The following is a 7,988-nucleotide window of genomic DNA, read 5'->3' on the forward strand; positions in this document are numbered from 1 at the left end:
CCGCAATTCTAGGGCGGCGGGCCTGTAAAGCCAATATGAGACTGGCTCCCGTGTATAGAGCTTCACGATCAGAGGGGCTAAGAGTTCTTGATTGGACGTTGAAGTTCTAGTGAGCCCAAACAATACTAGGTCGATCGGAATAATCCTCTTCAAGGAGCTTCCAGATGCCTGACATAAGGGAAAAGCAACGCGAAGCCCGCCGGAAGATCATTCGCCAATGGGCGAAGCTTCCGAAGGATAAACGCCAGTCTTTGGAGGGGATTTCTGAATTCGCCAGGACCGCCGCTCAGCAGAACGAGAACGCATTCATTCGCAGTCGTCGCGATCCGTATCAGAAGATCATGGGATGGCTATTGCCGCGTGCTCATCTCTGAACGAGTGAATCCTCTGCACATCCTTCCAAGACGAAACCGGGTTCTTCAGCTTGACCCCGTGTGGCGAACAGCCCGCACGATTTAGGGAGCAAACCATGCATCTTGTCGCAACGACATTGAGCGCGATTTTGTGAATCCGATCAGGCGACGCCCGATTTCCGTTTAGGGTCAACCGCGCCAGTTTTCGCCCGATCTCTATCAGCTCCGGTGGCATGGAGGTGATAGGCGCATTTCGTCGCGTAGGGCCAGACTCGGTCCTGCAGGGCTGTACTTGCTGCAGTCCGGTCTTCACTAAAAGCTGATCCTCGGTCCGATCAAGGAGCCGCGCTATCCCGTCATTTTTCGAGAGGGGAGGCCCCTTGGTCTCACGCAGCGGACGCGAGTCGGCTTCCGTGGCCGACAGACCTACGTTTCAGTTGCTGCCTCCGCCCGTTTGGGCGCGAAAGCCGGTCACGACGAACTTCTCTCGGGTAGGCGCTATTTTCCACTCGGCGCGTTCCCCGTTGTAGTCGCAGTGGTCCCCGCTTGTTGCGGCTGCGGCGGCGGTGCCTTAGGAGCCGACGTCAGCATACGAATTTTCCATTGCCCATTCTCACGAACATCAAGAGCAGTCCAAATCGCGTTTATTTCTAGGGGATCGCCTTTCTCACTCTTTCCAGTAATGTGAGCTTCGCCAGTTGACAGAGCCATGTTTTCTGACAATGGCTGAACTTCGGTCACCTTTACCTCGAGGCGATTAAGTCCAGCTTTGAAACCGTCCTCATAAAACTTGGTATTATCGGGCTCAATTCCATTCTGAGTAACACGCAGGTAGTTCTTCGTATAAAGTGCCGTAATCCCGGCAGCATCTTGTTTGTTGAAGTGCTGCTCGTATGCTGAAGCCATCTTCCCAATTTCCTCCTTGAGATTTTGATCTGCTGCAGTAGCAGGAATTGCTGACAGCAATAATGAGAAACATACAGCTCCAAATGTGCGCATGATGTTAGCTCCCTGCTGTTGATGCCTCCCTAGAATAGAGGATGGAGACGAGGCTTACCTCCGTCCTCCTAAGCAACGCCGATCACGCGGTCGCCCGGTTTCGAGGAACAGGTCCTGTCAGTATTACGGTTGGTACACCTCGGGCGCACTAGCGCCGACCTGACTCATCCTGATGATCGCGAAGTGACGTTGGCTCCTGCGCCAATATAGCTCAACACAGCGATGTCGGCCATGGGGTCACATGCTGAAGCGTAGAGACTTCACAGCCCTAATCCGCTCTCCACCTGAAAGGAGACGGTCGTTGAATGGTCGGGCGAGGCAGCTACGGACCAAGGACAGTCGCCAACCTACCTCGCTTTCAGATTGTTCCGCTCCCTGTAACTGAACTTGGGCTTGCATAGGTCAGTGTGGAACGCGCGAGGTCGTGTGCAGGACCATTAGCCAGCGGCCGCCGCTCATTTCGAATATGTTCGTGGTCAAAGCCATGAAGGTTGCGGCCTCGCCGGTTTTCAGTTTGCCTCGAATCTCCTCGAGACCTACGACCCAGGCGACGTTTTCATTGATGCGAATTTGCGGGTCCTGCATCGACACCGAGATTTCGGCAAAGCGGTCAAACGTCGCTTCCCAACTCTGCCTCACAGCGGCCCAGCCGATGATCGGCGTTTTGCTTGCAGGATGAACCGCGACCACATGTGGTTCGTGCGCCCAGATCATGTCCATCGCCGCGATGTCACGCGCAGACAATGCCTCATCGAAGGCGTGATTGGCGGATGTGATCGCCGCGCTCTCCGTGCCGGCTGCGGCGCTTGGCGCGGGCGGGCTGAGCGCGAGGGTGATGAAACTGAGTGTTGCGGCAATCATACGGATCAGCTTGTTCGGCATGGTGAAGCCCTCCTTGTGCATACGAGAGCGTGCCGTATCGCATTGCGCATAGCTAGGTCAGTCTGGTACCGTCAGATGATCAAAATCGGACAGTCGGCCATGCGGCGCGAGATTCCTGATGAAGCCCATTGAAGGGGTCCACTACTTCAACAGGCGCTTCCCAAAATTGGGAATCGAGCCGCTCGCGTTGTCGGAATTGTTCAGGCGCGTGCCGCCCGATCATTTTGACCACCCGCAACGTCCTGCCTTTCATCTTTTGATGCTATTCTCATCGGGGGCGACGACGCATTTCCTCGACTTCGAGCGTTTGCGCTGCACGGCGGGGACGCTTCTGCATGTTCGCCCAGGCCAGGTGCAGCAGTTCGTGCCCGGCGCAGAGGTGGAGGCAACGGTCGTTCTCTTTACGCCCGAGTTTGTCCTGCCCGACGAGGCGGCGAACCATCCGCTGGTCCGGGGCTCGGCGCTCGATCATGCGGCGGCAAGTGGAGCGATCAACCTCGATGCGGATTCATACGGGCGAGTTTGCGCCGGGTGTGCCGCGATAATTGATGAGTACAAATGTAGCGATGGCTCGACGACCTGCGCAAACATCTTGCAGCACCAGCTTCACGTCCTGCTCTTGCAGATCGCTCGCTGCTCGGACCGGCACGAAGCTCCGTTGCTCTCGAGTTATCATCGGACAGTCCGGCACTTTCTCACGGAGGTCGAAGCCCACTTCATGCGGACGCGCCGTGTCGAAGACTATGCCGACAGGCTCGGCTGTTCAACCAAAGCGTTGCGTCGCGCCTGCGTTGCGGTGCGTGGTCTTCCGCCCAAGATGATGATCGAGGAGCGCGTGATCCTCGAGGCGAAGCGGCTTATTGCGTACACACCGTGGCCTATCGAGGCCATTGCCGAGACCGTCGGATTCGGCGAGGCAACGAACTTCGTGAAATTTTTTTGTCACCATGCAGGGATGACTCCATCGAAATTCCGGATGCGGTTTCCAGGCCGTAGCCGACCGGAATAAAAAAGGTACCAGACTGGCACCTGAGCATTCAACAAAAGAAGTCCAATGTCCGGTCAGGGTCAAAGACGGCCTTGGCCAGCTTGCATGACCCTGTTCGGGTCACCTTCAGGAAGTAGACCTCGCGGCGCTCTGAGCTAAGGGCCCGGACACCAACAGGACGATGCCAAAGACATGACAGCTTGTCAGTTGTCATAGTCCGGCGCGTTTTAGCCTTGCATTGATCCCCGCTACCTCAATCCATCCCGCCAATGACGCCAAGAAACGAACCGCCGAAGAAAGAGGTAACAAGCATCATGAGATAGGTCGTCGCGGTGGGACCAAGTTCTGGCTCGTGTTGAAAATGATGAAATCCGAGCAGCCCCAGCAGACAAAACCCCGCGCAGATTGTCGGCCAAAGCGCTCGCCGCCGTGCTGCGAGCCGCTGGGCCGGGGTAGCCCACTGAGGCTGGGATAGATTTCTGGATCGACGAAGCGATACCGCGGCACTCACGACGACGACGATCAGACAGGCAGTGAGGAAGTACATCAGACACTATCCTTAACGCCAACCGTGGGCATCTCGAAGGCCATAGGCCGAGCCAATAGCGTGAATTAATTGCCACAATCCTAAAGCGATAGAGAAAAACGTCACTCGCATCGGAGTGCTAAGCGTTCGGCTCAGCTCCCGAAACGGGACTTCGCAGCCGTCTGAGCAAAGGTCAGCGACGGGCCAAGAGGCGACATTAAAGATTCTGCTTGGACACCGCAGGGACGCATTCGGCGTGTCAATCGATCCAGAGAGATCGCAACGCCGCGCGAAAACGTGATCTCGCTGTCCAGCAAGAGAAGTGCAACTTGAAGCGCGATGTAGCGGACTTATTTTGGTGGCGGACTGTCAGCGTTCCAAGTGTCGCGCCAGTAGAGCCATTTGCCGCCGACCTTTTTCGATACTGACAGGAACTTGCCGGTCTCGACCACATTCCCTGCCTTGTCCTTGATCGTATAGGAGCCCGAAGACCAGCCCAGGTTGCCGTTTGCGCCGCCATCCTGTTTGTCGGCGAAACTGAACACAAGGCCGGCCTTGGCTGCTTCCGACGACATGTTCGCCAGGAAGGTGCGAATGGCGTCGCGACCCGTCACAGCCGGCGCGTTAGGAGGCATCAACACTGCGCGTTCGTCGTACAACTTCGCCATCGTATCGCCGTCGGCGGCCGTGAAGCCTTTTAGCCAGGTCTGATCGGCGGCATGGAGCGCCTTCACTTCCGCCTCTGGTCCGGCAGCCCACGCCGGCAAAGCTACAACGGAGAACATCATGAAGAACGACATGACATTTGCGGCTCGGACTACTGTGCGCATAGTTATCGCTCCGCGTGGCTTACCCGTGCGTTCAGGATAGCACTTCAGGCGCCAGTGGGAAGGCGGTTCCAGCGTCGCATTCCCTGCCTCGGCTTAACGGCGCTGAAAAGCTCCAGGCCTCGCTGCGCAGCTGATGACGCCGCGTGGCGAGGCGGAGTCGAGTGCCCGCAAAGCAGCAATAGATTGGGTGAGTCACATAGAGAAAGGAAATATCCCTGCCATACCTCGGAAGATACGCCCAGTTGGTTTCGGTGTACAGTTCGTGCGGTTGCCCACTTTGCAGGAGGTAAGCCATGAACAGGTTCTATGCTCTCGCGTCGGTTGGGTTCTGCGTAGCTTCGGCAGCGCTCGTCACGTCGGCATCGGCTCTTCCAACGGAGGAAATCCCGAAGACCGAACCAGAGTACATCGCCAAGGTGAAGACCGCCGCCCCGCCGTCGGTCGTGAATAACGCGACGATCACCATGATGCAGCCGGATGGGTCTTCTAAGACCGTCCAAACCGGATCGAACGGTTTCACGTGCTTTATCGGAAATGACGGAACGCCCGAATGTGATGATCAGAACGCCATGGAATGGCGCAAAGCTCTACAGGCCAAACAGGAGCCGCCGAACAAGATCGGCCTGATTTTCATGCTGGCCGGGGACACCGGCACGAGCAATCATGATCATGCCGAACGGCACACGCACAAGCATTGGGTCCAGACCGGCCCGCACGTGATGATTGTCGGGGGCGCAGCACGTGAGATGCTCAGTCCCTATCCGCGCGATCTGGACGTCAAGGACGCGACCCAGCCTTACGTCATGTTCCCCGGCAAACCCAATGAGCACCTGATGATCCCGGTGCACTCGCAAGAGCTAACCACGGGCAGCGCGCGGTGACGCACGTGGACGCCGCCGTGCCTTCGAGACCAGCGGCACGGCGGCGAACGTCAGCTTGGATGCTCCAATGGCGTAAAGTCGAGTTGATCGGCTGCACGACGACGCACGTTGCAATGTCGGAGTCGGGTCAAAGGCTGCCTTGGCCCGCTCGGATCGCCTTGTTCGGGTCACCTTTAGCAAGCGGATCTCGCGGCGCTCTCAGCTGAGGTCGGCACGAGGCCAGTGGGCGACATTGCAGCGAGGCTGCCCATTGCCACGGGTATCGGCCGTATGCCAAAATCACTGGATGCAAATACGAGAAGCTATACCAGAAGATGCGCCTTCTGCCTGCATTGTGTTGCAGCGATCGATAGCGGAGCTTTGCGGAGCTGACCACCGAAGCGACCCCTCCATCTTGGCACGATGGTTGGGCAATAAGACGCATGAGAATTTCTGTGCTTGGGTCGAACAGACGGACAACTCGGTGCTTGTGGCTGTCGAAAATAACGACATCCTCGCGGTCGGGTCAGTAACCGATGCCGGAACGATTGGCCTCAATTACGTATCGCCCGACGCGCGATTTTGGGGAGTTAGCCGCGCCCTACTGCGGGCGCTAGAAACGCGAGCCGCAGAAAGAGGCAATAACCAGTGTAGCTTGACGAGCACTGAGACCGCGCGCCGATTTTACGTGTCCAACGGCTATGTCGAAAATGGGCCGCCGCTCGGCGGATTTGGGACCAGTTCCGGATATCCCATGACCAAGGCTCTGACGACGTTTGCGCGAGCGGAGGCAAAAGGTCTGGATGGTCCAGAGGGCCCATCATGAGCATCACACGAACGATTGCAGATGCTGTGCCTCTAAATGTCAGCTGGGAAGCCGAGGCCAGTCACTGGATACGATGGGCGCGCGCTCCCGGACATGATAGCTACTGGCGCTTTCACCGAGATCAATTCCTTCATCTGTTGCCTGCGCCCGGACGACAAACGGTAGATATCGGCTGCGGCGAAGGACGGCTAACCCGTGACCTGAAGGGACTTGGGCACAGGGTCGTCGCAATCGACAGTTCGCCGTCTATGGTCGAAGCTGCGCGAGAGTTCGACCCGGCGACGGACGTGCGTTTGGGGGACGCCACGGCGCTACCCCTTGACGACGCCTGCGCGGACTTAGCAATCGCCTTCATGTCACTTCAAGATATCAGCGATATGCCTGCGGCCGTCCGAGAAGCGGCGCGTGTGTTGCAACCGGGTGGCAGATTTTGTGTGGCAATTGTTCATCCGATCAATTCCGCTGGGAGATTCGAACAGGCAAGCGCCGAAGCGCGTTTCATCATCCAGGGCGACTATCTCAGTGCATTTCGATATGCTGACGCGGTCGAGCGTGACGGTTTGGCGATGACGTTCCATAGCGAGCATCGCCCTATCGAAGCTTATTTCTTAGCGCTAGAGAGCGCGGGATTCTTAGTCGAGATGCTTCGAGAGCCATCCCTTCCCGAACATGCCGTCTTGTCCAGTGCTGCCCGACGTTGGCAGCGCATACCCTACTTTCTGCATTTGCGCGCCCTCCGCCAGTAAATGCCCCGATGTCGCTTATGGGACATTTGCACCCACCCGGCCAAACAATAGGACCAAAGTACGCCTGCAATTGTCTATAAGCCGACGTAGGTTCAAAAGGTTGCTCGCCCGAAAATGACCGGCCTCATCAACTGAGGAGGTCATCATGACTGATGTCCCAAGCCCCAACGTGAACGTCGCCAAGCGGCGACCGTGGAATAAGGGAAAGATCGTTGGCGCGAAGCCGCCACTCCGTCCCAAGCACGTCTGGTCCATTCGAACAAAGCTCCAGGTCGAAGGTCGGATTCGCGATCTGGCGCTGTTCAACGTCGCTATGGATAGCAAACTTCGTGGTTGCGACGTTGTCGCCCTCAAAGTCGATGATATCGCACCCAGCGGCTATGCGGCCGATCGAGCCAGTGTCCGCCAGAAGAAGACCGGTCGTCCCGTCAAATTCGAGCTTACCGAGGCGACCCGCCAAGCCCTCGATGACCATCTGAGGGCGACAGGCGAGAAGCCAGGAGATCAGACGAGGCACCACTAGCGAACGAAAGCCTCACCTCGTAAACTGCTAAGACCAGCCCTGCAGAGGCGGGCGTCATTTTCGGGAGGATGCCAAGATGTGGCGTAACCGTGCCATAGGATTATCATTTGCGGCCGTCATGCTGCTCAGTACGAGCTTTAGCACTGGGCACGCGAAGCCGCTCTTGATCGTCGGCCTCGATGAGAAGCTTCTGTGGGACGAAAGCGGCAAGCCCGTTCTGTCTGCACCTGGTAAGGATCAGGTTCTCATCGTTGATCTCGCCTCTCCTGAAACCCCCAAGATCATCGGTGCCCTGCCGCTGAAGAACTCAGTGGTCGGACCGCCCGTGAACGTTGCGATCGATCCCAGCGGAACCGTGGCGCTGGTCGCCGACTCGGTCGACGTCGTCAAGGAGGGCGACACGCTGAAACAGGTGCTGGACAACAAGATTTACGTCGTCGACCTGCAGGCCAATC

General features: G+C 57.5%; 9 protein-coding genes and 2 pseudogenes. 7 read left to right on the forward strand and 4 right to left on the reverse strand.

Annotation, left to right across the window (positions count from 1 at the left end; genetic code table 11):
- Window positions 1-164: 164 nt before the first annotated feature.
- On the forward strand, window positions 165-374 hold the full coding sequence (locus IVA92_RS26810) for a hypothetical protein (RefSeq protein WP_247280384.1): 210 nt from the start codon (window positions 165-167) through the stop codon (window positions 372-374).
- A 477-nt stretch (window positions 375-851) separates the two neighbouring features.
- On the opposite strand, the gene IVA92_RS26815 is transcribed toward IVA92_RS26810, so the two are convergent.
- Both IVA92_RS26815 and IVA92_RS26820 read right to left on the reverse strand, forming a co-directional pair.
- Window positions 852-1,352, reverse strand: coding sequence for a nuclear transport factor 2 family protein (locus IVA92_RS26815; protein WP_247280385.1), 501 nt, complete (start codon window positions 1,350-1,352; stop codon window positions 852-854).
- A gap of 402 nt (window positions 1,353-1,754) precedes the next feature.
- Window positions 1,755-2,234, reverse strand: a complete 480-nt coding sequence (locus IVA92_RS26820) for a nuclear transport factor 2 family protein (protein WP_247280386.1) — start codon at window positions 2,232-2,234, stop codon at window positions 1,755-1,757.
- Window positions 2,235-2,352: 118 nt separating this feature from the next.
- Between IVA92_RS26820 and IVA92_RS26825 the strand changes: the two genes are divergently transcribed.
- Complete coding sequence (locus IVA92_RS26825; RefSeq protein WP_247280387.1) at window positions 2,353-3,243, forward strand: AraC family transcriptional regulator; 891 nt, start codon at window positions 2,353-2,355, stop codon at window positions 3,241-3,243.
- A gap of 232 nt (window positions 3,244-3,475) precedes the next feature.
- Here the strand turns inward: IVA92_RS26825 and IVA92_RS26830 are convergent, their stop codons facing one another.
- Window positions 3,476-3,769, reverse strand: coding sequence for a hypothetical protein (locus IVA92_RS26830; protein WP_247280388.1), 294 nt, complete (start codon window positions 3,767-3,769; stop codon window positions 3,476-3,478).
- Window positions 3,770-4,098: 329 nt separating this feature from the next.
- Window positions 4,099-4,548 carry a DUF4440 domain-containing protein gene (locus IVA92_RS26835; RefSeq protein WP_247280389.1) on the reverse strand — a complete coding sequence of 150 codons (450 nt, stop codon included), beginning with the start codon at window positions 4,546-4,548 and terminating at the stop codon, window positions 4,099-4,101.
- A 323-nt stretch (window positions 4,549-4,871) separates the two neighbouring features.
- On the opposite strand from IVA92_RS26835, the gene IVA92_RS26840 reads away from it, so the two are divergent.
- The 5 genes and pseudogenes from IVA92_RS26840 to IVA92_RS26860 form a co-directional block, all read left to right on the forward strand.
- Window positions 4,872-5,459 (forward strand): hypothetical protein, encoded by a 588-nt coding sequence (locus IVA92_RS26840; protein ID WP_247280390.1) that lies wholly within the window; start codon window positions 4,872-4,874, stop codon window positions 5,457-5,459.
- Window positions 5,460-5,745: 286 nt separating this feature from the next.
- On the forward strand, window positions 5,746-6,264 hold the full coding sequence (locus IVA92_RS26845; RefSeq protein WP_247280391.1) for a GNAT family N-acetyltransferase: 519 nt from the start codon (window positions 5,746-5,748) through the stop codon (window positions 6,262-6,264).
- A complete protein-coding gene (locus IVA92_RS26850) occupies window positions 6,261-7,010 on the forward strand; it encodes a class I SAM-dependent methyltransferase (RefSeq protein WP_247280392.1) in 750 nt (249 codons plus the stop codon). The genes IVA92_RS26845 and IVA92_RS26850 overlap by 4 nt, the downstream gene beginning before the upstream one ends.
- A 145-nt stretch (window positions 7,011-7,155) precedes the next feature.
- Window positions 7,156-7,476 (forward strand): annotated as a pseudogene (locus IVA92_RS26855) (integrase); the annotation flags it as partial.
- A gap of 175 nt (window positions 7,477-7,651) precedes the next feature.
- Window positions 7,652-7,988 (forward strand): annotated as a pseudogene (locus IVA92_RS26860) (YncE family protein); the annotation flags it as partial.

Origin of the sequence: Bradyrhizobium sp. 154 (genome assembly GCF_023073875.1) — a bacterium.
Classification (GTDB): Bacteria; Pseudomonadota; Alphaproteobacteria; order Rhizobiales; family Xanthobacteraceae; genus Bradyrhizobium.